General features: G+C 64.2%; 22 protein-coding genes. 12 read left to right on the top strand and 10 right to left on the bottom strand.

The features are described from left to right. Positions 1-57: 57 nt before the first annotated feature. Together RGQ15_RS00790 and xth are read left to right on the top strand one after the other, a co-directional pair. On the top strand, positions 58-393 hold the full coding sequence (locus RGQ15_RS00790) for a HesB/IscA family protein (RefSeq protein ID WP_311158306.1): 336 nt from the start codon (positions 58-60) through the stop codon (positions 391-393). 43 nt (positions 394-436) lie between these two features. Next, entirely contained in the window at positions 437-1,222 is a 786-nt protein-coding gene (gene xth / locus RGQ15_RS00785) for an exodeoxyribonuclease III (RefSeq protein ID WP_311158305.1), read from the top strand. A gap of 3 nt (positions 1,223-1,225) precedes the next feature. On the opposite strand, the gene RGQ15_RS00780 is transcribed toward xth, so the two are convergent. After that, positions 1,226-1,576, bottom strand: a complete 351-nt coding sequence (locus RGQ15_RS00780; protein WP_311158303.1) for a hypothetical protein — start codon at positions 1,574-1,576, stop codon at positions 1,226-1,228. A 133-nt stretch (positions 1,577-1,709) separates the two neighbouring features. Continuing rightward, positions 1,710-3,566: an extracellular solute-binding protein gene (locus tag RGQ15_RS00775; protein WP_311158302.1), complete on the bottom strand. Its 1,857-nt coding sequence runs from the start codon at positions 3,564-3,566 to the stop codon at positions 1,710-1,712. A gap of 363 nt (positions 3,567-3,929) precedes the next feature. Between RGQ15_RS00775 and RGQ15_RS00770 the strand changes: the two genes are divergently transcribed. After that, entirely contained in the window at positions 3,930-4,712 is a 783-nt protein-coding gene (locus tag RGQ15_RS00770; protein ID WP_311158301.1) for a 3-hydroxybutyrate dehydrogenase, read from the top strand. Between the two features lie 10 nt (positions 4,713-4,722). Here RGQ15_RS00770 and RGQ15_RS00765 read toward each other — a convergent pair whose 3' ends face one another. The 8 genes from RGQ15_RS00765 to RGQ15_RS00730 all read right to left on the bottom strand — a co-directional run bounded on the left by RGQ15_RS00765 (position 4,723) and on the right by RGQ15_RS00730 (position 12,467). Beyond that, positions 4,723-5,202, bottom strand: coding sequence for a dihydrofolate reductase (locus RGQ15_RS00765; protein WP_311158300.1), 480 nt, complete (start codon positions 5,200-5,202; stop codon positions 4,723-4,725). Then, positions 5,202-6,017 (bottom strand): thymidylate synthase, encoded by an 816-nt coding sequence (locus RGQ15_RS00760; RefSeq protein WP_311158299.1) that lies wholly within the window; start codon positions 6,015-6,017, stop codon positions 5,202-5,204. Before RGQ15_RS00760 ends, RGQ15_RS00765 begins: the two co-directional genes overlap by 1 nt. Before the next feature lie 31 nt (positions 6,018-6,048). After that, entirely contained in the window at positions 6,049-6,951 is a 903-nt protein-coding gene (locus RGQ15_RS00755; RefSeq protein WP_311158298.1) for an SMP-30/gluconolactonase/LRE family protein, read from the bottom strand. Then, positions 6,948-7,913 carry an ABC transporter permease gene (locus RGQ15_RS00750; RefSeq protein WP_311158297.1) on the bottom strand — a complete coding sequence of 322 codons (966 nt, stop codon included), beginning with the start codon at positions 7,911-7,913 and terminating at the stop codon, positions 6,948-6,950. Before RGQ15_RS00750 ends, RGQ15_RS00755 begins: the two co-directional genes overlap by 4 nt. Then, complete coding sequence (locus RGQ15_RS00745; protein WP_311158296.1) at positions 7,910-8,839, bottom strand: ABC transporter permease; 930 nt, start codon at positions 8,837-8,839, stop codon at positions 7,910-7,912. Before RGQ15_RS00745 ends, RGQ15_RS00750 begins: the two co-directional genes overlap by 4 nt. Beyond that, positions 8,836-10,293 carry a sugar ABC transporter ATP-binding protein gene (locus RGQ15_RS00740; protein ID WP_311158295.1) on the bottom strand — a complete coding sequence of 486 codons (1,458 nt, stop codon included), beginning with the start codon at positions 10,291-10,293 and terminating at the stop codon, positions 8,836-8,838. The genes RGQ15_RS00745 and RGQ15_RS00740 overlap by 4 nt, the downstream gene beginning before the upstream one ends. Next, positions 10,293-11,309, bottom strand: coding sequence for an ABC transporter substrate-binding protein (locus tag RGQ15_RS00735; RefSeq protein WP_311158294.1), 1,017 nt, complete (start codon positions 11,307-11,309; stop codon positions 10,293-10,295). Before RGQ15_RS00735 ends, RGQ15_RS00740 begins: the two co-directional genes overlap by 1 nt. A 168-nt stretch (positions 11,310-11,477) precedes the next feature. Then, positions 11,478-12,467, bottom strand: coding sequence for a GntR family transcriptional regulator (locus tag RGQ15_RS00730; protein WP_311158293.1), 990 nt, complete (start codon positions 12,465-12,467; stop codon positions 11,478-11,480). A gap of 136 nt (positions 12,468-12,603) precedes the next feature. Between RGQ15_RS00730 and RGQ15_RS00725 the strand changes: the two genes are divergently transcribed. From RGQ15_RS00725 to RGQ15_RS00685, 9 genes are all read left to right on the top strand, one after another. Next, positions 12,604-13,659 (top strand): Ldh family oxidoreductase, encoded by a 1,056-nt coding sequence (locus tag RGQ15_RS00725; RefSeq protein WP_311158292.1) that lies wholly within the window; start codon positions 12,604-12,606, stop codon positions 13,657-13,659. Between the two features lie 164 nt (positions 13,660-13,823). Continuing rightward, positions 13,824-14,534 (top strand): FadR/GntR family transcriptional regulator, encoded by a 711-nt coding sequence (locus RGQ15_RS00720; protein ID WP_311158291.1) that lies wholly within the window; start codon positions 13,824-13,826, stop codon positions 14,532-14,534. 41 nt (positions 14,535-14,575) lie between these two features. Further along, positions 14,576-15,550 (top strand): sialic acid TRAP transporter substrate-binding protein SiaP, encoded by a 975-nt coding sequence (locus tag RGQ15_RS00715; protein WP_311158290.1) that lies wholly within the window; start codon positions 14,576-14,578, stop codon positions 15,548-15,550. Between the two features lie 71 nt (positions 15,551-15,621). Further along, positions 15,622-16,194 carry a TRAP transporter small permease gene (locus tag RGQ15_RS00710; protein WP_311158289.1) on the top strand — a complete coding sequence of 191 codons (573 nt, stop codon included), beginning with the start codon at positions 15,622-15,624 and terminating at the stop codon, positions 16,192-16,194. A 3-nt stretch (positions 16,195-16,197) separates the two neighbouring features. Further along, a complete protein-coding gene (locus RGQ15_RS00705) occupies positions 16,198-17,604 on the top strand; it encodes a TRAP transporter large permease (RefSeq protein ID WP_311158288.1) in 1,407 nt (468 codons plus the stop codon). Positions 17,605-17,613: 9 nt separating this feature from the next. Beyond that, positions 17,614-18,681: an L-idonate 5-dehydrogenase gene (locus tag RGQ15_RS00700; RefSeq protein ID WP_311158287.1), complete on the top strand. Its 1,068-nt coding sequence runs from the start codon at positions 17,614-17,616 to the stop codon at positions 18,679-18,681. Continuing rightward, complete coding sequence (uxuA, locus tag RGQ15_RS00695) at positions 18,678-19,877, top strand: mannonate dehydratase (RefSeq protein WP_311158286.1); 1,200 nt, start codon at positions 18,678-18,680, stop codon at positions 19,875-19,877. Before RGQ15_RS00700 ends, uxuA begins: the two co-directional genes overlap by 4 nt. Beyond that, positions 19,874-21,280: a mannitol dehydrogenase family protein gene (locus RGQ15_RS00690; RefSeq protein WP_311158285.1), complete on the top strand. Its 1,407-nt coding sequence runs from the start codon at positions 19,874-19,876 to the stop codon at positions 21,278-21,280. Before uxuA ends, RGQ15_RS00690 begins: the two co-directional genes overlap by 4 nt. Next, the gene (locus tag RGQ15_RS00685; protein WP_311158284.1) at positions 21,277-22,287 is read left to right on the top strand and encodes a zinc-binding alcohol dehydrogenase family protein; all 1,011 of its coding nucleotides are present in this window, start codon (positions 21,277-21,279) and stop codon (positions 22,285-22,287) included. Before RGQ15_RS00690 ends, RGQ15_RS00685 begins: the two co-directional genes overlap by 4 nt. The last annotated feature ends 9 nt before the right edge of the window (positions 22,288-22,296 follow it).

Below are 22,296 nucleotides of genomic sequence, written 5' to 3'. Positions count from 1 at the left end.
CGAGGTCTTTCCCTCGAGCCTATATTTCGGTTTCACGGACGGAAACGAGAACGCACCATGAACATGGAACTGAACCTGCCTCCCAAGGTCACCCCGCGCGCCTTTGCGCGTCTGGCCGAGATCAATGCGAGCGGTCCCGCCCGCCCGCTGCGCGTGGCAGTCCTTGGCGGCGGATGCTCGGGATTCCAATATGATATCCGCCTCGACGCGACGGCCGAGGATGATCTGGTGCTGGCCGGCGAGGGGCAGAGCGTCGTCGTCGACCCGGTGTCACTGCCTTTTCTGGCGGGTGCGACGATCGACTTCACCGATGAACTGATCGGCGCGCGCTTCGTGATCGACAATCCGAATGCCAGTTCGTCCTGCGGCTGCGGGACGTCTTTCTCGATCTGATCTGCTCTGGTCTAGGGTCGCGCGGGCGGCTAGTCTGCGCGGCATGAAAATCGCGACATTCAACATCAATGGCGTCCGCGCCCGGATCGAAACCCTGACAAGCTGGCTTTCGGAAGCCCAGCCGGACGTCGTCGTCCTGCAGGAGATCAAGACCCAGGACGAATCCTTCCCGGCCGAGCCGATTGCAGATCTGGGCTACAATCTTGAGGTTCACGGCCAGAAAAGCTTCAACGGCGTCGCGATCCTTTCGAAGCTGCCGCTCGAAGACGTGAGGCGCGGCCTGCCGGGCGACGAGAGCGACGAACAGTCGCGCTATATCGAGGCCACCGTGGTGGGCCAGCAGGCAGTGCGGATCGCCGGGCTTTACCTGCCCAACGGCAACCCTCAGCCGGGCCCGAAATTCGACTACAAGCTGGCCTGGATGGAACGTCTGCGCGCCCGCGCCCGCGAATTGCGCGATTTGGAAATGCCCGTTCTCATGCTGGGAGATTACAACGTCATCCCCGAGCCTCGCGATGCGGCCTTCCCCGAAAAATGGGTCGATGACGCTTTGTTCCAGCCCGAAAGCCGTGCCGCCCTGCGCCGCATCCTGAACGATGGCTGGACGGATGCGATCCGCCTGCGCGAACCCGACAGCAAGCGCGGACCCTTCACCTTCTGGGATTACCAGGCAGGGGCGTGGCATAAGGATAACGGCATCCGCATCGACCATGTGCTGATGTCGCCACAGGCTGCGGATCTGCTGATCGATGTTGGTATCGATCGGGACGAGCGTGCCAAGGACAAGCCCAGCGATCACGTCCCGGTCTGGGTCGACCTGGACGCCTGAGGGTCAGACGCGGTTCTCGTCACCATCGCCGCGCACCTCGTCATCGTCGCCGAACCGTGCGTCATCGTCATATTCATCCTCGCCCTCGCCGACATATTTCGACGAAAGGGCGATGGAGTGATTGTCATGCACCGGGTCCATGATGATGTCCGAAGGAATCTCCCCGGCCAGCCATTCACGGATCTCGTCCTTGGTTTCGGCAATCTCCTGGCCGGTGACTTCGGCGATATACTTGATGAAGGCCCGCTGGTCGCCGTCGATCTCGTCGAGATCGGCTTCATCCGCTTCGGGCCATTTCTCGATGATCGCTTCGAAAAATGCCGGCCAATTGTCACGGACATGAACCCACTTCATCAGTAACCGCCTCCTCCACTCATATTGCCCTGCGCCCAGCGTGATGCGCCAGTGATGTCTTCGCCGACCCCGGCAACCGTGTTACATCCGGCCAACGCAAGAAGTGCGATAAGGGTTGCGATCCGAGTCACCATCAATTCCTTTCCTCGTACCACCACGTCTCTGGCATGAAGCCCGGCCAATCGCCGTAAAGCGGTGTTTTTTCAGGGTAATGTAGGTCGGCCTTATGGGCCAAGCGTGAAATTTTCGAATAGCTTACCGGAATCACGAAACGTCCGGCGGTCAGGATGCGGTCCAGTGCATGCACTGCCGCGCGGTAATCTTCCAGCGTCTTCGCCGTGCCCATCTCGGCGATCATGGCCTCGGCAGCGGGTGAGTTCATGCCCATCCAGTTCTTGGTGCCGGTCTTTTCGACGCCCGCGCTGCCCCAGTAAAGCATCTGTTCGTTGCCTGGCGACAGTGACAGGCCGCGTTCATACCAGGTCATGTCGAACTGGTAGTTGCTGGTGCGTTCGACATATTGCGCCGAATCCAGCAGCGTCACCTGCGGCCTGATCCCCAGGTTGCGCAGCGACTCGACGAAGATGTCGACGATCTGGCGGGTTTCCGAACTCGATCGCATGGCGCTGCCCGACTGGTTCAGCAGGATCTCAAAGGCGAAAGGCTGGCCCTGCGCGTTCTGTAGCTGCCCGTCCCTGACCGTCCATCCTGCCTCTTCGAAAAGCTTCAGCGCGGCGCGAATGCCCTTGCGGTCGATCGCGCGTTCGCCGCCTTCGGGCAGGGCATAGCCTTCGATCGTGCCCGGTGGCAGGTCGGACGCGAAGGGGGCAAGCAGCTGGGCTTCGCGCCCCGTCGCGGGGCCGGGCTGCATGGCGAGTTCCGAATTCGAGAAATAGCTGGTGATCCGGGGGTCCTTGCCGCCCGAGAGCGTCATGTTGATGAAGCGGTAGTTGAAGGCCTCGATCAGCGCCTCGCGCACGCGCCAGTCGTCGAAAATCGGGTTCCTCGTGTTCATCACCAGCCCCATGATGCCCGAGGGGCGCTGATGCGCGATTTCGGACTTCACGACTCGACCATCGCGTATCGCGGGGAAGTCGAAGTCGCGATCCCAGCGGGCGGCGACAAGCTCGCGCCAGACATCGGTTTCGCCCGCCTTGAACGCTTCGAACATGGCCGAGGCATCGCCGTAATAGTCGTAGCGGATCTCGTCGAAATTATGCAGCCCACGGTTCACGGGCAGGTCGCGGCCCCAGTAATCCGGATTGCGGCGGAAGGTGATCGCGCGGCCCGGATCGACCTTGTCGATCACATATGGCCCCGATCCGATTGGCGGCATCAGCCCCGATTGCGAGAAATCCTTGCCGTCCCATTGGGCCTTCTTCAGGATCGGACGCATGCCCATCAGCAAGGCCAGTTCGCGGTCGGCGGTATTGAAGGTGAAACGGACGGAACGTGGGCCAGTCTGCTCCATCCTCTCGACCTTGGCCCAGACGCCGGTATAGCGGGGATGCCCCTTGGTGCCGAGCGTTTCATAGGACCACATCACGTCTTCGATCGTGACCGGCGCGCCATCCGAAAATCTTGCCTCGGGACGCAGCGTGAATTCCACCCAGCTGCGTTCCGGATCGGTCTCGACGCTTTCGGCCAGCAGGCCGTAAAGCGAGAATGGCTCGTCGATCGAGCGCATCATCAGGGATTCTGCCAGCAATCCGGGCTGGGTGAAGATCGGCCAGACCGGATTTCCCATGAGGATCCAGGGGTTCAGCGAATCGTAACTTCCCGATTCTGCCAGCCGAATCGTGCCGCCTTTGGCAGCGTCGGGATTGGCATAGGGCAGGTGATGAAACCCCGCTTCCAGAGCAGGTTCTCCATACATTGCAATGGCATGCGTGGGTTCAGCAACGCTTGCCAGAGGCATCGCTGCAACACACACGCCAAAGGCGAGTGCCCGCCAGATCGCGGATTCGTTAGAAAACTTGAAGAATCGCATGCTCGATCGCCCTGTTTTTCGGGTCTGTGGTCTTTTCACCGTCCAGATTAGCGATCCGTTCGGCATGTGGCAAACTTACCCATTGGACTCATCTGGGGAAAAGCGTATAGATAAAGCACTGCTCGATAGGTTTCTTGCCTGTATGAAACCTGCCTCATGACTAGCGCCCGCCTTGTGCGGGCGCTTTTTTACTGGTTTTGACCGCTTTCTTGATGCGTCTCGGAAAGCGATCCGTCGCCCTGCAGATCACGATTGCTCACGCAAAAATGTAGACGAGCGCGGAGGTTTGCGCGGGCTTGTTTCGCTGCGAGTTTTTCCACATTGTTCCGGCGACCGACAGCAATCTGGGCGAGGGAGATGCCAATGTTCACGAAATTTCTGACGGGCAAGACTGCGGTGGTCACGGGGTCGAATTCCGGCATAGGCCTTGGAATTGCCATCGAACTTGCCAAGGCAGGCGCCGATCTTGTGCTGAACAGCTTTACCGACAACGACGACGACCATGCGCTGGCCGAGAAGTTGGCGTCAGATCACGGCGTTGAGGCACGATACATTCAAGCCGACATGTCGAAGGGCGATGAATGCCGTGCGCTGATCGAAAAGGCCGGGCGCTGCGATATTCTCGTGAACAACGCCGGTATCCAGCATGTCGCCCCGATCGAGGATTTCCCGGTCGAGAAATGGGACGCGATCATCGCGATCAACCTGTCCTCGGCCTTTCACACGACGGCGATCGCCTTGCCGAAGATGCGCGAGGCTGGCTGGGGGCGGGTCATCAACGTGGCCTCGGCGCATGGCCTGACGGCCAGCCCCTTCAAGTCCGCCTATGTTGCGGCCAAGCATGGCATCATCGGCCTGACCAAGGTCACGGCGCTGGAAACCGCGACCGACCCGATCACCTGCAATGCGATCTGCCCGGGCTATGTGCTGACGCCCATCGTCGAAAAGCAGATCCCCGACCAGATGAAGACCCATGACATGAGCCGCGAGGACGTGATCGCCAAGGTCATGCTGCAACGCCAGCCTTCGGGGCAATTCGCCACCGTCGAGCAGATGGGCGGTACGGCGGTCTACCTGTGCTCAGCCGCCGCCGATCAGGTGACGGGTACCAGTATTTCGGTTGACGGCGGCTGGACCGCCCTTTGACGGTCCGCCTTTAGCGCCGGCGGATCAGTTCGCGCAGCGTGCAGATCGGCCCGTCGCCCGAAAGGTCGCGGCGGGCCAGCTCGATCCAGTCGCTTTCCTCGAATGCGGGAAAGAAGGCATCGGCCTCGGCGATTTCCAGATCCACCTCGGTCAGCATGAGCCGGTCGGCCAGGGGCAGCATTTCGCGATAGATCGCTTCGCCGCCGATGCCGTAGAGCCGATTGTAGCCCGCAGCCCCGGCCATCCTGACCGCTTCGGCAACCGTGGGCGCGACATGTTCGGCCAGCGAGCCATCGCGCGACACGACGATGTTCAATCGGTTCTTGAGCGGCTTGAAGGGCAAGCTTTCCCAGGTCCGGCGGCCCATGATGACGGCGCCCCCGGTGGTTTCGCGCTGGAACATCTTCAGATCCTCGGGCGAATGCCACGGAATCTGGTTGTCCTTGCCGATGGCCGAATTTCGGGCGCGGGCGACGATCAGGCTCAGCATCAGACGGCCACCGGAGCCTTGATCGCGGGAGCCGGATCATAATCCAGAAACTCGAAATCCTCGAAGCGGAAGTCGAAGATCGAACTCACCTCGCGAGTGATGCGCAGCCGGGGCAGGGGGCGCGGTTCGCGGGCAAGCTGGGTCGCGACCTGATCGAGATGGTTCGAATAGATGTGCGCGTCCCCCATCGTGTGGATGAAATCGCCGGGCTCGTAGCCGGTCACATGCGCCAGCATATGGGTCAGCAGCGCATATGAGGCGATGTTGAACGGCACGCCCAGGAACATGTCCGCCGAACGCTGGTAAAGCTGCAGATGCAGCTTGCCCTGCTGCACGCGCACTTGCCACAGCGTGTGGCAGGGGGGCAGCGCCATCTGGTCCACCTCGCCCGGGTTCCATGCGGACACGATCAACCGGCGAGAATCCGGCGTCTTTCGGATGCGCTCGACCAACTCGGCGATCTGGTCGACTTCGCCAGTGACGACGCGGCCGTCCTCTTCCCGGATGGTCGGGAAATGGCGCCACTGATGGCCATAGACCGGGCCGAGATCACCTTTCTCACCCGCCCATTCGTCCCAGATCGAGACGCCGTTTTCCTTGAGGTAGCGGATATTCGTGTCACCCGACAGGAACCACAACAGCTCATGCACGATGGATTTCAGGTGCAGCTTCTTGGTGGTGACCAGCGGAAAGCCCTCGGCCAGCGGATAGCGGCATTGCATCCCGAACTGCGAGATGGTCCCGGTTCCCGTCCGGTCGGTCGAAGGTACGCCCTGATCGAGCACGGTGCGAAGCGCATCGAGATATTGGCGCATGGGCTGGTCTCCTGTAGCGGCTTGGCCCCGATTACCAGCCTGCCGCAGCAGCGTCGACCGCGATCTGGTAAAGGCTCGTGGTCGCCGTGATAAAAAGCCGGTTCCCGCGCGGCCCGCCGAAACAGAGGTTCGAGACCACCTCGGGCACGAGGATCTTGCCCAGCAGCGTGCCGTCCGGGGCAAAGACATGCACCCCATCGGCGGCCGAGGACCAGAGATTGCCGTTGGCGTCGCAGCGGATGCCATCGGGCAGGCCGGCGTCGACCATGGCGAAGTCGCGCCCGTTATCGACCCTGCCATCCTGTGTCACTTCGAACACCCGGATCACCGGTGCGATATCGGGATCATGGCTCGATCCCGACTCGGCCACATAAAGCAGGCTTTCGTCGGGCGAGAAGCAAAGCCCGTTCGGCTGGGTAAAGTCGGTGATGACCGGTTGCGGCTCGCCTCCTTCCGGGGGAATGCGCCAGACGTAGTTGCCGGGTTGTTCCGGCACGGCGCGATAACCCTCCAGATCGGACAGGATGCCGTAGGTCGGATCGGTGAACCACACGCTGCCATCGGACCGCACCACCACGTCATTGGGCGAGTTCAGCCGCTTGCCATCATGGCTCGCGGCAAGGATCGTGCGACTGCCATCATGTTCCGTCCGGCTGACGGCGCGCAGGCCATGATGGCAGGTGACCAGCCGACCCTGTGGATCGCGGGTATTGCCGTTGCTGTAATCGGAATTCTCGCGAAAGACCGTGCAGCCGGTTTCGGCCGTCCAGCGCATCATGCGATGTGCCGGGATATCGGAAAACAGCAGCATCTGCGCGGCAGGGAACCAGACCGGCCCTTCGGTCCATTCGAAACCCGAGCCCAACTGGCGCAACTGCGCATTCGGGTGGATCAATGCCCTGAAGCGCGGGTCGCGTTGATCGTGGATGGTCATGCTCTGGCCTTTCTTCCGCTTGCGACGGCGACGATGGCAATGATGATGATCCCTGTCGAGAGCAGTCTGACCCCCGCACCCAGACCGTAGGAGTTCAGCATCGAGACGATGAGGTACATGAACAAGGCTCCGGCCCAGATGCCGGGAACATTGGAATTGCCGCCCGCGATCGACGAACCGCCGATCACCGTCACGGCGATCGACATCAGCAGGAATTCGGCGCCCATGTTCAGCGCTGCCCCGCCCGAGAAACAGGCGAGAAGAAATCCCGTGAGCCCGGCCATCTTGGCGCAGGTGACATAGGTCGTGCCCGAAACCCTTGCGACCGGCACCCCCGCGAGCCGTGCCGCACGGGGGTTCTGCCCGATGGCCGAGAGGCGTCTTCCGAAGGCGGAACGGTTCAGGGCGACCCAGAAGCCGATGCTGATCACCAAAACGACCAGCGCGAGGTTCGGAATTCCAAGGATCGCGCGGCCGGTGGTGAAATCGGCCAATGCCGCAGGCGGCTTGATGCGCAGGCCGCGGTTCGACCAGATTGCAAGCGACTGGTAAAGGAAACTTGCCGACAGGGTGGCGATGATCGGCGGGATCCGCAGCAGGCGGATCAGCGCGAAATTCACCACGCCAGCGCATCCGCCAACGGTCAGAGCCGCGACGAGACCCGCGAGGATCACAAGCCAGGCCGGCCCGGTCATGCCGTCCATGAGCTTCAAGGACAGCGTGCCGGCAAGCGTCATCGTGGCAGGAATCGACAGGTCGACATTGCCCGGTCCCATGGTGATCACCAGCATCTGCCCAAGCCCGGTCAGGACCGAGAAACTGGCAAATGTCAGGGCCGCGACGGCCAGCGCCGCGCCACCCCCGCCGCCCACACTGATCGACCAGGTGGCAAGGAAGGCGGCGACGGCCGCGATCCAGGCCCAGAACCAAGGCGCGCGGTGGAGGTTCAGCAGCTTGGTCATGCACGCCTCGCAGAGGGTCGGACGATCAGCCGCGCGGCAAGGACCAGGATCAGGATCGCGCCCTGTGCCCCGATCTGCCAGTCGGGCGACAGGCGCAGAAAGGACAGGAAACTGCCCGCCAGCGTCAGGGTCAGGGCGCCGATCACCGCGCCCACGGGCGAAACGCGTCCGCCGGTGAACTCTCCTCCGCCCAGGATCACGCCCGCAATCGACAAAAGCGTGTAGCGCAGCGCGATATTCGCGTCACCCGAAGTGGTGAGCCCGACCAGCGCCATGCCCGCCAACACGGCGAAAAAACCGGCCAGACCATAGGCCATCGCGCGCAGTCTCACGGTCGAGCGGCCGGCGCGGGAAACCGCGCGGACATTGCCGCCAAGCGCGCGAAGCCGCACCCCGAAGCCCGAGCGCATGATGAGAAGATGCGCGACCAGCGCGATCAGCACGCTCGCGATGATCGCCATCGGGACAAGCGGCGGCTTGGCCTTCATGATCGCCGTCAGCCAGCTGGGCGAACTCCCTCCGGGTGAGGGCAGGATCAGCACCGCTGCCCCGCCCCATACGAAGGACATGCCGAGCGTGACGACGATGGCGGGCAGCTGGCGCGCCTCGATCAGCGCGCCAAGGGCCGCATAGGCCAAGACGCAGCCCATCAGCAGCAAGACGCCAAGGGTGGGGTTCGCGGGCAGGATGGCGGCGGTGATGCAAGCGATCAGGCTGACGAAAGCGCCCATCGACAAGTCGATGTCGTTGACCATGATGATGATCATCTGCGCCACCGTCGCCAATGCGATGGGCACCGCCAGATTGAACAGCAGGTTGATCCCGACATAGCTCATGGCGCGGGGTTGCAGCCAGAACACGGCCACGATCAGGACCGCAAGCGACAGCACGGGCAGGGCAAGGCGCGGGGTGATGTATCGCGTCATGCGGCGCTGTCCCCGAACTCGAACGAGGCAGCCAGGATGTTTTCTTCGGTGATCGCCTCTCCCTCAAGCTCGGCCGAGATCGCGCCGCCACGAAAGACGAAGACCCGGTCGCAATTGCGGATCTCGTCCATTTCGGTCGAATACCACAGGAAGGTGCGGCCCATCGCGGCCTCATGGCGGATCATGTCATAGACCTCGGTCTTGGTGCCGATATCCACACCGCGCATCGGGTCGTCCATGACGACCACGGGGGCGGTGGTGGCCAGGGCGCGGGCGAACAGCACCTTTTGCTGGTTGCCGCCGGAAAGTGAAAGGATCGGGTTGCCCATGTCAGGAGTGCGAATTCCGATGCGTCGCTGCCATTCCTTCGCCATCTCATTCTCGGCCGCCTGATCGACAAGCCAGCGCCGCGTCAATTGCCCCAGGGCGGCCAGCGCGAGATTGCGTCGTATAGACCAGATCGGCATCAGCCCATCGCGACGGCGGTCGCCCGCGACGAAGACGGCAGCTGGCTCGGTCAGGCTGCGCCAGTCCGAACTTTGTGCAAGATAGAACCGCGCCAAAGCCTCGGCCTGGCCATGTCCGGCCAGTCCGGCCAGTCCGACGACCTCGCCCCTGCGCGCCTCGACCCCCTCTGGCGTGCGCAATATGGGCTGCGAATGGTCACCCCATGCACGTGTCAGTGCCGCCGGGCTTGTCTGACGCGCGTGCTCAGCCACATGGCCCATCGCATCGACAAGTCCCTGCCGGGTAAAGCCATTGGCCAGACGATCGGCGATGATGCGCCCGTCGCGCATGACGACGATCCTGTCCGCGACCTCGGATACCTCGCCAAGCATGTGCGAGATGAACACCACCGCGCCGCCTGTCGCGCAGAAGCGACGGATATGTGCAAGAAGCTGGGCCGAGATCGAGGCGTCGAGCGACGAGGTCGGTTCGTCCAGCACGACAAGTCGGGCCGGTGCAGCACCCTCGGCGAAGCCGATGGCGATTTCGATCATCTGCTGTTCGGCAAGCGTCATGTCGAAGATCGAAGCCTCGGGTCGAATGCGGTGCTCCGGAAAGATCGCGTCCAGCGCCGCCCCTATCCGGCGTGCGGCCAGCTTGCGCCAGCCCCAGCCAGTCAGGTCGCGCTGCGCGACCTGAAGGTTTTCAAGCACGCTCAGGTTCGGGCAGAGCGTGCCTTCCTGCGAAATGGCGCGGATGCCCGCCCCGACATGATCTGAGGCGCCGGGATAGAAGATCTCTCCCCCGGTCGGCGCAAAGAGCCCTGTCACCAGATTGACCAGCGTGGATTTTCCCGCGCCGTTATGGCCGACGAGGCCAAGGCATTCGCCCGGTGCAATCGACAGGTCGACGTGATCCAGCGCGCGGAGCGCACCGAAGTTTTTCGACGCTCCCTTCAGCACCACGACCGGGGTCGGCCCGGTCGTGTCCCGTTCGCGTTCCGTCATCACATCGACTCGGAGATCACCTTCTTCGCGTCTTCCTGTGAATAATCGACATTGGTGACGCCGCCCTCGGGCGTATCCTTCAGCGATTGGTCCAGAGTGTCCTGCGTCACCGACAGGAAGGGCACGGTCAGGTCCTTGGGCACGTCCTGCCCATCCAGGATCTGCTGCGCGACCCAGAAGGCGAGTGTGCTAACCCCCGGGGCGATCGAGGTCGAGACAGTCTCGTAGCCATTCGCGTCCCGCTGTTCCGCCCACCATTTCAGCTCGTCCTGGCGATTGCCCATGACGATGATCGGGGTTGGGCGGCCGGCGGCGGCAAAAGCCTGGGCCGCGCCGTAGCCGTCCCCGCCCTGTGTCACCACCGCCGCAATCTCGGGCAGCGAGGGCAGGATGCCCGCGACGGCCTTCTGCGCCACGTCCTGCGCCCAGTCGCCATTGACAGAGCCCACGATCTTGAAGTTCGGATGCGCTTTCACCCCTTCTTCGATGCCCTGATGGATCTCGTCATCGACGGATACCCCGGCAAGGCCGCGGATTTCCAGGAGATTGCCGCCGTCAGGCAGGCGGGTTGCCAGATACTCCACCTCGTCCCGGCCCATCTTGACGAAATCGACCTTGACCCGCCAGGCGCAGGGCTCGGTCACGATCCCGTCAAAGGACACAACGGTGATCCCGGCATCGCAGGCTTCCTTGACGGCGCCGTTCAGCGCGGTGGGCGAGGCGGCGTTCAGCACGATCGCGTCATAGCCCTGCAGGATCAGGTTCTGAATCTGCGCGGCCTGTTCGGTGGCCTGATTCTCGGCCGTGGTAAAGGCATCTGCGCTGGCCACGATCCCGTCAGCAACGGCCTTGTCGGTAACGCGCTTCCAGCTTTCCAGCATGGCCTGACGCCAGCTGTTGCCGGCATAGTTGTTCGACAAGGCGATCTTCTTGTCGGCGGTATCGGCGATCGCGCCCGTGCCGAGCGCAAGGCTCAGCGCGGTGGTGGCAGTCAGCAGAAATCCCTTGCGGGTCATGTCCGTCTCCTCCCTCAAGTTGGGGACCCTCTCCCGTTGGTCCGTCCTCCGCGCACAGGATATGCGTCGCGCGCGTTCTGCATAGGGGGCAATTCGGATGATCGTGCATTTGTCCCTGGCATCCCTTCGGAACGGCAGAAGAAAAGGGGGCAGTTTCCCGCCGCGATTCTAACCGGGCTCTGGCGGGTCGACGCGTTCCAGATAGGGCAGCGGATCGGGCTGGATCATCTCTTGCACCGCTTCGATGCGTAGCATCGCGCGGCGGCGTGAAATGCGCAGATGGGCGACAAGCGCGGCCCTTGCGCCGTCAATATCGCCCCTGCGCAGGCGGTTGATCACCTCGAGATGCTCGGACAGGAACGGCTCGGTCCCGAAAAGTTCAAGCGTCAGCTGATAGAGCATCTGATGCGTGACCAGGAGCGCCTGCGGCAGGCTGATCGCGCGGACCAGCGCCTCGTTCCGGCAATGCCCGAGCAATTCGACATGCAGGCGCTGTTCCAGATGATCAAGCAGCGTGCTGTCGCGCTGGGCGTCGCCTTCCATGGCGGCCAGCAATTCGTCGCTCATGGCGTCGAGCAGGCCGGCTGGCAGGTTCGGCACGGCCTTTTCCATCGCCACGGGCTCAAGCAGCCAGCGCAACTCGTAAAGCTCGTCGATATGCTGGGCGGTCAATGCAGGCGCGTGCCAGCGGCCGCTGTCATCCTTGCGAATGATCCCGCGATTCTGCAGCCGCCCCATCACATCGCGCGCCACAGTCCGGCTGACACCGTAATGGCGGGCCAGCACCGCCTCGTTCACGCGCCAGCAGCCCAGAGGGGTGCGCGACACAATGGCCAATTCGATTTCGGGGTAGATGCCTTCCCAGCTGCTGCGCTGGGTCAGCCTGGCAGGGACGGGCATCCGGCCCGATAGACCCGGGTCGGCGGTCTGCCCCGAAAGACTGTATCGCCCCGAAGCGCCGCGCAGCAGAAGCCCGCGCCGGACCAATTCATCAAGCGCCTGCCGGGCAGGCGAGCGGCTGATCCCGAAACGCTCGGCCAAAGCCTTCTGCGTCAGTGCCGTACCGCGGGGCAGCAGGCCCTGAGAGATCTCCTGCGCCAACATGTCGGCCGCCTGCTGGTAGAGCCGAGGCGCCAGCCGGTCGCGATCCCTTGTCATCTGGCCTTCTCCTGCTGCCCGGTTTCAGGATGCGGCGCGGCGTGTGTCTTTGGCAATGCGCGCGCCACGATGACGTTGTCGCGTCGCGAACTTTATGTCTAGTGTGTGCAGGAATCATTTCAGGGGGAGGAATGGAATGGGAACGCACGGCCATGTCTCGCTGCAGGAACTTGACCGGTTCAGCCGCTCGGCCTTTCTCGCGATCGGCGCCGATAAGGACACCGCCGATGCGGCGAGCCGCGCGATGTTGCATGGCACGAGGTTCGGCGTGGATAGCCACGGGGTGCGCCTGCTGCCGCATTACATTCGCGCCCTTGAAGGCGGGCGGCTGAACAAGTGCCCCGAAATCAGGAAGGTTGGCGGCTTTGGTGCGGTCGAGGTTCTTGATGCGGATAATGCCCAAGGCGCGCTGGGCGCCTATCGCGGCATGGATCGGGCGATTGACCTGGCTCGCCAATACGGCATCGGAGCCGTCGCGATCCGGAACAATTCCCACTTCGGACCGGCGGGGGCCTATGCACTGGCCGCGGCGGAAACTGGCTTCATTGGCCTGAGCTTCTGCAATTCGGACAGTTTCGTCCGCCTGCATGACGGCGCGATGCGCTTTCACGGGACGAATCCGATTTCGGTTGCCGTGCCTATGGGGCCTGAGAATCCCTGGTTTCTGGACATGGCGACAAGCGCCATCCCCTATAACCGGGTCCAGCTTTATCAAAGCCTTGGCGTCCAGCTGCCACAGGCCGTCGCTTCGGATTCCGCTGGCGTTGATACGACCGATCCGTCGGCTGTCGACATGCTGGCGCCGCTTGGCGCGGAATTCGGCTTCAAGGGGGCGGCGCTGGCTGGGGTGGCCGAAATCTTCAGTGCCGTCCTGACGGGAATGCGGCTCAGCTTCGACATCCTGCCCATGGGCGGCCCGGATTTTGCCACGCCGCGCGCCCTGGGGGCTTTCGTCATTGCAATGAATCCGGATGCCTTCCTGGATCGCGCCAGCTTTGATGACGGAATGCGGCGATATGTGGAAAAGCTGCGCACTTCGCCCGCGCGGGAGAATTGTCGGGTGATGGCCCCCGGCGACCGCGAATGGGAGGTCGCCCGTCAGCGCCAGGAACAAGGGGTGGTGCTGGACCCCGTGACGGCCGAGCAATTTGGCGCGCTGGCAGCACGGCTTCAGATCCCGCCGGTGGCCTGACCAGTTTACCGCCGGGACTGGATGCTGCAAAGCAGCATGTTTTATGGGAAATGGCACGCAAGAATCGCTTGACCAAAGCCGGGTACCGTTCCTAATCTCCTAATTGGTCAAACCAGTTTTGACGCCCGCGCGGCGAGGAGGCGGCGCAGGTTCCCGGAGGAAAAATGCTCAACGATACCCGACCCCGCCGGCAATACCGGCAGGTGGCCGATCAGATCATGGCGCTTGTCGCCAGCCAGGCGCTTGCGCCCGGCGAGCGCCTGCCGTCCGAGCGTGATCTGGCCGAGCTGCTCAGCGTTTCGCGCCCATCGCTGCGCGAGGCGCTGATCGCACTGGAGGTCGAGGGGCATCTTGAGATCCGCATGGGCTCGGGCATCTATGTCGGGACCATCCCGCCCGCCGACGGCGCGACGATCAGCACGGATTCCGAAGGCCCGCTTGAAATCCTTCAGGCGCGCTGCATCATCGAAAGCGCCATTGCCGAAGAGGCGGCGCGACATGTCGGCGACGAATTGATCGCACGGCTCGACGACAACCTGCGTGAGATGGGCGCGGCGCTGAACGACCGGGCGCGGGCGATCCTGCTGGATGGGCAGTTCCATATCGCAATTGCTTCCGGGGTCGGAAACTCGGTTCTCGCCAATTTCACGGCGCAGATCTACGAAAAGCGGCTTTCGCCCTTTTTCACGCAGTTCTCGAGCCGCTTCGAAGGGCCGCGGACCTGGCGGCTGGCGCTGGCCGAACATGGCGCGATCCGCGACGCGATCGCCGATGGCGACGCCCCCGCCGCGCGCGAGGCGATGCGCCATCACCTGACCGAGTCGCAGCGCAGATTTACCGAAAGCTTCCTTGTCGAACGTCACCGGGGAGCCTGACCACCAAGAAGACTGAACTCAACGCTACTGGGAGGATATGCATGAAGTTCACCATGAAACGACTGATGGGCGCCGCCGCCATGCTGATGGCCAGCACCATCGCAGCCCACGCGCAGACCGCGCTGAAATGGGCCCATGTCTACGAGACGTCCGAACCGTTCCACACGGAATCGGTCTGGGCCGCCGAGGAAATCGCCAAGCGTACCGATGGCCGATACACCATCGACGTCTTTCCGGCGTCGCAGCTTGGCAAGGAGGCCGATATCAACCAGGGCCTGAAACTGGGCACGGTCGATATCATCATCTCGGGTTCCAGCTTTGCGTCGCGTGAATACAAGCCGATCGGGGTGACCTATTACCCTTATATCTTCCGCGATCCCTCGCACCTGATCGCCTATACCAAAAGCGACGTCTTCAAGAAGCTGGCGCAGGGATATGAGGAAGCCTCGGGCAATCACATCACCGCCGTGACCTATTACGGCACGCGCCACACCACCTCGAACAAGGAAATCAAGTCCTGCGCGGACATGCAGGGCCTGAAGATCCGGGTTCCCGACGTTCCGGCCTATCTGGCCATGCCGCGCGCCTGCGGGGCCAACACCTCGCCCATCGCTTTCGCCGAGGTCTATCTGGCGCTGCAGAACGGCACGGTCGAGGCGCAGGAAAACCCGCTGACCACGATCGAGGCCAAGAAGTTCTACGAGGTGCAAAAGAACATCGCGCTGACCGGCCATATCGTCGACCACCTGAACACCGTGGTCTCGAAACAGCTGTGGTCGAGCCTGTCGGATGAGGACAAGCAGATCTTCAGCGAGGTGATGATGGAGGCCGCCGAGCGCGCGACCAAGATCGTCGAGGAACGCGAGGCAGCGCTTGTCGACAAGTTCAAGGGCATGGGGATCGGCGTGAACGAAGTCGACCGTTCGGATTTCGAAAAGACCGTTCTCGAGAATGTCGCCCTGGAAGACTTCGGCTACACCAAGGAAGACTGGGAAGCCATCCGGGCGGTCCAGTAACCACATTGCCCGGCGCGGCCAGATCCGCGCCGGGACCCTTCCGACCCAACCAAAAATTCGGAGCCTGAGACATGGCAGACCACGATCACACGCCCCTCAGCGTGGAAGAGATGGCGCATGCCTTCGAGGATGCCGGCGGCCCCGTCGATCTGTCGCCCTATTCCATCGAGGACTGGATCACGCTTGCGGTCTTCTGGGCCATGGCGCTTTGCGTTTTCCTGCAATTCTTCACCCGATACGCGCTGAACAACAGCCTGACCTGGACCGAGGAGATCGCGGCGAACTGCCTTGTCATCGTCGTCTTCATGGGCGCGGTGATGTGCGTGCGCATGTGCCGCCATATCGTCGTGGACCTGCTTTACAACTTCATGCCGCGCGGAATGCGCCGGGGCTTCGAGATCGTCGTGGATGTCGTGGGGATCGGCTTCTTCGCCTACATGTCCTGGCTGATGTGGCGCTATATCGACGTGGTCGGCAACGAGCGGATGGTGACGGTCGACCTGCCGCGCGGCTTCGTTTTCTACACCGTCTTCCTGGCCTTCGTGCTGATGGCGCTGCGTGCGCTGCAGAATTTCGTGCGTGACCTAACCGGCAGGAAGACCACGCGTGAAAAGGCCGCTGAAACCGGCATTTCGGGGATCTGAACCATGCTTCTCCTAATTGGGTCCTTTCTTGTCCTGATGCTGATCGGCGTGCCCGTCGCGGTGTCGATGGCCGTGGCCTCGCTGGCCTATATCAGTGTCTACAACGTCGCGCCCGACATCATCGCGGCGCAGCGGATGATCGCAGGCGTCGAAAGCTTTCCGCTGATCGCGGTTCCGTTCTTCATCCTGGCCGGGAACCTGATGAACATCGCGGGCGTCACCGGCCGCATCTATCATTTTGCCCTGTCGCTGGTCGGCTGGATGAAAGGCGGCCTCGCGCAGGTCAACATCATCGGCTCGGTCGTGTTCTCGGGCATGTCGGGCACGGCGCTGGCCGATGCCGCCGGGATCGGCACGATCGAGATCAAGGCGATGAAGGATCATGGCTATCCGGTCGAGGCTGCGGTGGGTGTCACCGCCGCCTCGGCGACCCTGGGCCCGATCTTCCCGCCCTCGCTGCCCTTCGTCATCTACGGGATGATGGCCAATGCCTCGATCGGGGCGCTGTTCATGGCGGGCATCCTGCCGGGGTTGGTCATGGCCGGGCTGATGATGCTGACGGTCTATGTCTTTGCCCGCCGCAAGGGCTGGGGCTCGGACACGCCCTTCGACATCCGCCAATTGCTTGGCGCATCCCTTGAGGTGGTGATCGTTCTCAGCTTCCCGCTGGTGATCTACCTGCTGGTCATGGCGGGGCTCTCGGTCAATATCGCGGTGCTGATCGGGCTTTCGGCGCTGATCGCGCTGGACTGGTATTTCGACTGGCACGCCGTCATGGCGCTGATGGCGCCGGTGCTGTTGATCGGCGGCATGACCATGGGTTGGTTCACCCCCACCGAGGCCGCAGTCGCCGCCGTGATCTGGTCGCTGTTCCTCGGCCTCGTGCGCTATCGCACCATGACTTTCCGGACGCTTGCCAAGGCCAGCTTCGACACGATCGAGACCACGGCTTCGGTGCTGTTCATCGTGACCGCCGCCTCGATCTTTGCCTGGCTTCTGACGGTCAGTCAGGCGGCGGCGCTGTTCTCGAATGCGATGTTCGCACTGACCGACAATTGGTGGACGTTCCTTATCATCGTGAACGTGCTTCTGCTGATCGTCGGCGCGTTTCTGGACACCATCGCCGCGATCTCGATCCTGGTGCCGATCCTGATGCCGGTCGCCGCGCGCTACGGGATCGACCCGGTGCATCTGGGCCTGATCGTGACGCTGAACCTGATGATCGGGCTGCTTACCCCGCCGCTGGGAATGGTGCTTTTCGTCCTGTCGCGGATTTCCAGGATGTCGGTCGAACGCACCGCGCTGGCGATCCTGCCCTGGATGATCCCGCTGGTCGTGGCGCTTCTGCTGATCACTTTCATCCCGCAACTGACGCTGTGGCTGCCGACGCAGCTTGGCCTGATCCGATAGGGGGCAGAGATGCAGACAAGGGTTGCACGCCTATACGGTGCCCATGACCTGAGGGTCGAGGAACAGGAAGTCCGACGCCCAGGACCCGGAGAAGTGCTGCTTGCGATGGCAGCAGGCGGGATTTGCGGATCGGATCTGCATTACTACCATGATGGCGGCTTCGGCCCGGTCCGGGTGCGCGAGCCGATCATTTCGGGGCATGAGGCTTCGGGGCGGGTGGTCGAGACGGGCGAGGGGGTGGATCTTGCCCCCGGAACGCTGGTCGCGATCAGCCCGTCCCAGCCCTGCGGAACCTGCGAATATTGCGCGAAGGGCATGCCGATCCATTGCCTCGACATGCATTTCATCGGTTCGGCCATGCGCTTGCCTCATGAACAGGGGATGTTCCGCGACCTCTTCACCGTGCCCGCGCGGCAGGTGCACGCGTTTCCCACTGGCGTGACCGAGGGTGAGGCGGCTTGCGCCGAGCCGCTGGCGGTGTGCCTTCATGCGGTGGCGCAGGCGACCGAACTGCTGGGCAATCTTTCGGGCCTGCGCGTCATGGTCACGGGGGCCGGGCCTATCGGGCTTCTGGTGCTGGCGGCATTGCGCCATGCGGGCGCGACCGATGTGACCGTGACCGACCTGACCGACGCCGCGCTTGAGCGGGCGCAGGCGATGGGCGCGACGGTGACGGTGAATGTCGCGAGCGATGCCGGAGCGCTTGAGCCGCTGCAGGCCGGCAAGGGCCAGGTCGACCTGATCTTCGACTGCTCGGCCGCGGGTCCGGCCCTGCGCACAGCCTTCGCCGCCATTCGCCCGCGCGGGATCATCATCCAGGTCGGCGTGACCGGGGACATGACGATCCCGCTAAGTGCGTTGGTCGGCAAGGAAATCACCTGGCGCGGTTCGCAGCGGTTTCACCCCGAATTCGCTGAAGCCGTCGCCCTGATCGGCAGCCGCGAGATCGACCTGCGCCCGATCATCAGCCACAGCCTGCCCCTGGAACGCGCGCGCGAGGCCTTCGAACTGGCCTCGGATCGCAGCATCGCCTGCAAGGTGCAACTGACCTTCGCCCCCGAGGAGCCCCTGACATGAAATATACCTGGCGCTGGTTCGGCCCGGTCGACAAGGTCACCGTCCGCGACGCCCTGCAGGCCGGCGCGCATGGCATCGTGAGCGCGCTGCACCATGTCCCGACCGGCGCGGCCTGGACCGTCGAGGGCATCCGCCAGCGCCAGGACGAGATCCTGTCCGGCGGGCTGACCTGGGACGTGGTCGAAAGCATCCCGGTCTCCGAGGAGATCAAGACCCAGAGCGGCGACTGGCGCGCCCATGTCGCGAACTGGCAGGAATCGCTGCGCCGCCTTTCGCAATGCGGCATCCGCACGGTCTGCTACAATTTCATGCCGGTGCTGGACTGGACCCGCACCGACCTGCGCTGGGAGACCCGCCACCAGGCCCGCGCCATGCGCTTCGACCTGCCCGATTTCGTGGCCTTCGACCTGCATATCCTGAAGCGCCCCGGGGCCGCCGGGGATTATCCCGAACCCCTGCAGGCCGAGGCCGAGCGCCGCTTCAGGGCGATGTCCGACACCCGCATCGCCGAGCTGGGCCGCAATATCGGCGCGGGCCTGCCGGGCTCGGCCGATGGCTACACGCTGGACCAGCTTCTCGAGAAGCTGCGCAGCTACCAGGGCATCGACGCGGCGCGGCTGTGCGCCAATCTCGTCGATTTCCTGTCCCAGGTGGTGCCGGTCGCCGAAGAGGTCGGCGTCAATATCTGCGCCCATCCCGACGATCCGCCATGGCCGCTGCTGGGCCTGCCGCGCATCCTGTCGACGCGCGCGGATTACGCCCATATGCTGGGCCAGGTCGAGAGCCGCGCCAATGGCATGACCCTGTGCTCGGGCTCGCTCGGGGCGCATCCGGGCAATGACCTGCCGCAGATCACCCGCGATTTCGCCGACCGTATCCATTTCGTCCACCTGCGCAACGTGACGCGCGAGGCCGAGACCGCGCCCTGCTCCTTCTACGAGGACGAGCATCTCGAAGGCGGCACCGACATGGTCGAGGTCATCGCCGCGCTGCTCGACGAGGAACGCCGCCGCCGCGCCGAGGGCCGCGAGGATCACCTGATCCCGATCCGCCCCGATCACGGCCAGGAGATCCTCGACGACCTGACCCGGGGCGCGCAGCCCGGCTATCCCGCCATCGGCCGCCTCAAGGGCCTGGCCGAGCTGCGCGGGATCGAGCGCGCGCTTTCCCATCCCCGGCTGGGGGCCTGCGCATGAGCAGGCTTTCCTCGCAATCCGTGCTGCCCGAGAGTGTCGCGCTGCCGGAATTCGACCGCGCGACCCTGCTGCCCGGCATCCTGCACCTGGGCTTCGGCGCGTTTCACCGCGCCCATCAGGCGGTCTTCACCCAGCGCGCTTTGAACATCGACCCCGATGCCTGGGGCATCGTCGCGGTCAACTTGCGCTCGCCGGGGCCGATCCGCGACCTCGCGGCGCAGGACGGGCTTTATACCGTCATCACGCGCGGCCCAGAAGGCGACAGCGCCGAGGTGATCGGCGTCACCGAGGACTGGCTTTGCGCCGCCGAGGACCTGCCCGAGCTGCTGGACTGGCTCGCCGATCCGGCGATCCGCATCGTCACCCTGACCGTCACGGAAAAGGCTTATGGCATCGATCCGGCGACCGGGGGGCTTGATCGCGGGCATCCCGCCATCGCCGCAGATCTTGCCGCGCCCGAGGCCCCGGGCGGCGCGGTCGGCCTGCTCGTCGCCGGGTTGCGCCGCCGCCGGGACGCCGGAACCCCGCCCTTCACCGTGCTGACCTGCGACAACCTGCCCTCGAACGGCAAGGTGCTGCGCCGCCTCGTCAGCGAATTCGCCGCCATCCACGATCCCGAGCTCGCGGGCTGGATCTCGACCGAGGTCGCCTTCCCGAGCTCGATGGTGGACCGCATCGTTCCCGCCGCGACCGAGGCCACCCGCGCCCGCGCCGCCGCGCTGATCGGCGCCGAGGACGCGCTGGCGATCGAGACCGAGCCCTTCCTGCAATGGGTGATCGAAGAGGATTTCCCGCAGGGCCGCCCGGCCTGGGACAAGGCGGGCGCGGTCATGGTCTCGGATGTCGAGCCCTATGAGAAGATGAAGCTCAGGATGCTCAATGGCGCGCATACGCTGATCGCGCATCTGGGCATCCTGCACGGGCTCGAGCATGTCCGCGACGTGATGGCGGTGCCCGAGCTCGCCGCGCAGGCCCGCGCCCACATGCAGGCGGCGCGTGCGACGCTCGACCCGGTGCCGGGGATCGATCTCGATGCCTACATGGCGGATCTGCTGGCCCGTTTCGCCAATCCGGCCATTGCCCATCGCAATGTCCAGATCGCGATGGATTCGACCCAGAAACTGCCGCAGCGGATCATCTCTCCGGCGCTGGATGCGCTGCGGGCGGGGCAGGACATCGCCCCCTTCGCCCGCGTGGTCGCGGCCTGGATCGCCGCGATCCGCCTGCGCGGCGAGGCCGACGACCCGCGCCGCGCCGAGCTTCTGGACGCCGCTGCCGGAACGGACGCCGCGCCCTTCCTGGCGCTGCCGGGGCTGTTCCCGCCGGCCTTGGCCGACGATCCCGCATGGCGCGCCGCGGTCGCGGCCGCCCTGGCCGAATTCGAAGAAAGGAACGCGCGATGAAGGCGCTGATCTGTCAGGAACCGGGGCAGCTCGCCCTGATCGAGCGCCCCGCGCCCGCGCGCGGTGAAGGCGAGGTGCTGGTCCGCATCCGCCATGTCGGCATCTGCGGCACGGATTTCCACATCTTCGGCGGCAAGCATCCCTTCCTCGAATATCCGCGCGTGATGGGGCACGAGCTTTCCGGCACGGTCGAGGAGGCCCCCGAGGGCAGCGCGCTCGCGCCCGGCGAGGCGGTCTACATCGTGCCCTACCTGTCCTGCGGAACCTGCCAGGCCTGCCGCATCGGGCTGACGAATGCCTGCTGCAACATCAAGGTTCTGGGCGTCCATACCGATGGCGGCATGGCCGAGCTGATCTCGGTCCCGGCGCGGAACGTGATCCCGGCAGGCGGCATCGCGCTGGAAGATGCCGCGATGATCGAGTTCCTCGCCATCGGCGCGCATGGCGTGAAGCGCGGCGGCGTCAGCGCGCGCGACCGTGTGCTGGTGACCGGCTCGGGGCCGATCGGCATGTCGGCGATCATCTTCGCCAAGGCGCGCGGCGCCCATGTCACGGTGATGGACACGCGCGAGGACCGGCTGGGCTTCGCCCGAAGCGGGCTGGGGGCCGACGAGCTCCTGCTGGCCGATGGCGATGCCGAGGCCAATGCGGCGCGCCTCACCGGCGGCGACTGGTTCGACGTGGTGATCGACGCGACCGGCGCGGCCCCCCCGATCGAGCGCGGCTTCGGCTTCCTCGCCCATGGCGCGCGCTACGTGCTGCTCTCGGTGGTGCGGCAGGACATCCGCTTCTCGGACCCGGAATTCCACAAGCGCGAGGCCACGCTGATCGCCAGCCGCAATGCCCAGCCCGATGATTTCGCCGAGGTCGTGGCGCAGATGCGCGCGGGCCGGGTGCCGACCCGGGCGCTGAATACCCATCGCGGCGCGCTTTCGGACGGGGTAGAACTTTTCCAGGACTGGTCGCGTCCCGAGGCGGGCGTCATCAAGGCCATCCTCGACCTTTAAGGAACCATG

It is taken from the genome of Paracoccus sp. MBLB3053, assembly GCF_031822435.1.
GTDB lineage: Bacteria > Pseudomonadota > Alphaproteobacteria > Rhodobacterales > Rhodobacteraceae > Paracoccus > Paracoccus aurantius.
This window is presented reverse-complemented; position numbering and strand designations above follow the sequence as displayed.